The 842-nt window shown below is 38.6% G+C and carries 1 protein-coding gene; it reads left to right on the plus strand.

What is annotated here, in order from left to right:
- Positions 1 to 89: 89 nt before the first annotated feature.
- A partial coding sequence (locus CWC11_RS12890) for an FAD-binding oxidoreductase (RefSeq protein WP_138683007.1) occupies positions 90 to 842 on the plus strand: 753 nt, incomplete at its 3' end.

Raw genomic sequence — 842 nt, forward strand, 5'->3', positions numbered from 1 at the left:
TATTTTTTTGGGCGTACACTTGTGCGCTGAAGTTTGAGCGTACACGTGTAAGTTCAAAGTAATTTAGTTTAAGTAGAGATTTATCCATGATGATGACTCAGGTATTAAACCAATTTTCTAAATGGTTTTTACACCATCAAAGTTTTGCAGGTTACATAGAGCCAATTATGCAAACTTTTAAACCAGCATGGCGCGCTAATTTATTTAGGGCGCAGGTTGCTGAAATAAATGAATTAAATGGCAGTTTTTTAAGTGTATTACTTAAACCAAGTAAACATTGGCAGGCACATACTGCTGGGCAACATATTAGTTTAACCGTAGAAATTAATGGCCGTTTACTCACGCGGGTATTTACAGTTGCCTCAAGCCCTGAGCAATTTAAAACAACGGGGTTGGTGCGTTTATTAATTAAAACTAATGAGCAAGGGCGTTTTACACACCTTTTAAGCGGTGCTTTACGAGTGGGTGAGTGGTGTAATATTTCGGCGCCTAGTGGTGAGTTTGTTTATAAAAACACGCAAAAAGCTGCGACTTTTATTGCAGGTGGCTCAGGTATTACTCCAATGCTTGCCATGCTTAGTGAGCATTTAAAAAATACGTCGCAAAAAGTGTCGTTAATCTATTTTGCTAAAGCCACGGAGCATCAATGTGTCGATGAGCTAAGTAAACTAGCTGGGGATTTTTCGCACTTTTCTTTTTTACTGTTAACGCGTGAACAGTCAGGCGATATTACTCGCAACATTAATGTATGGGAAAACCCAGATATATACTGTTGTGGGCCAGCGGGCTTTATGAAAACGGTGAGTGATTTTGCTAAAAAGCACAATTTAAATTACTACCAA

Source organism: Pseudoalteromonas sp. S3178, from assembly GCF_005886985.1.
GTDB lineage: Bacteria > Pseudomonadota > Gammaproteobacteria > Enterobacterales > Alteromonadaceae > Pseudoalteromonas > Pseudoalteromonas carrageenovora.